At 75.3% G+C, this 1,352-nt stretch carries 2 protein-coding genes; both read right to left on the bottom strand.

Features of this window, described 5'->3' with window-relative positions; all coding sequences use genetic code 11:
* Positions 1 to 166: 166 nt before the first annotated feature.
* The gene (locus AC1D01_RS34850; protein WP_477874110.1) at positions 167 to 877 is read right to left on the bottom strand and encodes a TorF family putative porin; all 711 of its coding nucleotides are present in this window, start codon (positions 875 to 877) and stop codon (positions 167 to 169) included.
* A 1-nt stretch (position 878) separates the two neighbouring features.
* A partial coding sequence (locus AC1D01_RS34845; protein ID WP_477874108.1) for a glycine zipper 2TM domain-containing protein occupies positions 879 to 1,352 on the bottom strand: 474 nt, incomplete at its 5' end.

The following is a 1,352-nucleotide window of genomic DNA, read 5'->3' as shown; positions in this document are numbered from 1 at the left end:
GTGGTACAGCGCCGCCAGCGCCGCGCGCTCGCCCTCGGCGATGCGGCGCAGCAGCGCGGCCTCGTCCGCATCGTCCAGGCGGGCGGCGGCGGGGCGGGCGCGGATCAGCGAAAGCAGCGGCATACCRGTGTGTACGCGCGGGCGCCGCGAAAGTTGCAAGTATTTTTTAGAAGCCGACCGTCAGGCTGCCCACCCAGCGGGCGTCGGCCGCCGCGCCGAACCATTCGCGCGCCCGGGCGTCGGTCGCGACGCGCGACAACTCGAACTGCAGCGCGCCGATGCGCCCGCCCAGGCCGAGGTGGCCGTAGTCGTAGCTGAAGCCGGCGCGGCGCTGCTGGTCCTGGTGGCCGAGCCCGGCCGTCAGTGCGAACGAGACGCCCGCCAAGCGCCCCAGCGGCTGGCGCAGCACCAGGTCGGCGGCCCAGCCGCTGCGGTGGCCGTTCGACGACGCGGTGGTCTGGCGCAGCGCGGTGACCGAGCCGAGCACGCGGTCGCGCCACGCGAGCGTCGCGCCGAACTCATCGCGGTCGAAGCTGCGCAGGTAGTCGTCGAACGGGTAGGCGTAGCGCGTGGCTGCGAGCTGCGCGCTCCAGTCGTCGTCGAGCCGGAACGAATGGCCGGCGCGCAGGTGCAGCTGGGTCGTCCAGCCGGCGTCGCCGGAGGGCCGCAGCGTCGCGACGCCGAGCCCCGCGAGCCAGCCGTCGACGGTGTCCACCGACACGCCGGCCTGCAGCGCCGGCTTGCCGTTGCCGAGCGCGACGCCCCGCACCAGCAGCGCCGAACTGGCGCCGACGGTGGCGTCGACCTCCTGGGCCCGGGCGCCGGACAGCGCCAGCGCCGCTGCGGCCGTCGCGACGGCGCGCAGCAGGGCTGTCACATCAGGCCTTCGGCAGCGGGATCGCCTTGAGTGTGCTGCCCTCGACCTCGAAACGGCCGCCGACCGCGGGCGCGGTCTGTTGCGTGACGGTGCGGGTGGTGCCGTCGTCCATGCGCAGGCGCACCTGGTAGACGGTGGTGCTGCGGGCGCGCTTCTCGACCTCGTGGCCGGCCAGCCCGCCGCCGACGGCACCGAGCACCGTCATCGCCTTCTTGCCGTTGCCGCCGCCCATCTGGTGGCCGACGACGCCGCCGAGCACACCGCCGGCGACCGYGCCGAGGCCGGTGCCTTCACCCTTGCGGGTCTCGGTCTTCACGCTCTCGACGGTGCCGCAGTTCGCGCAGATGTCGGCAGCCGCGGTGGTGGTGGTGGCCGGTGCGGGCTTGGCGGCGTGGCCGGCCTTGCCCTTGGCCGAGGCGGTGGCGGCCACCGGCGCCGCCGGCTCGACCGGCGCGGGCTTCGGCCCGGCCGTCAG

The organism is Rhizobacter sp. P3_B12 (assembly GCF_056402895.1).
Note: the sequence above shows the minus strand (reverse complement) of the source record. Positions and strands in the feature narration are given on the sequence as shown.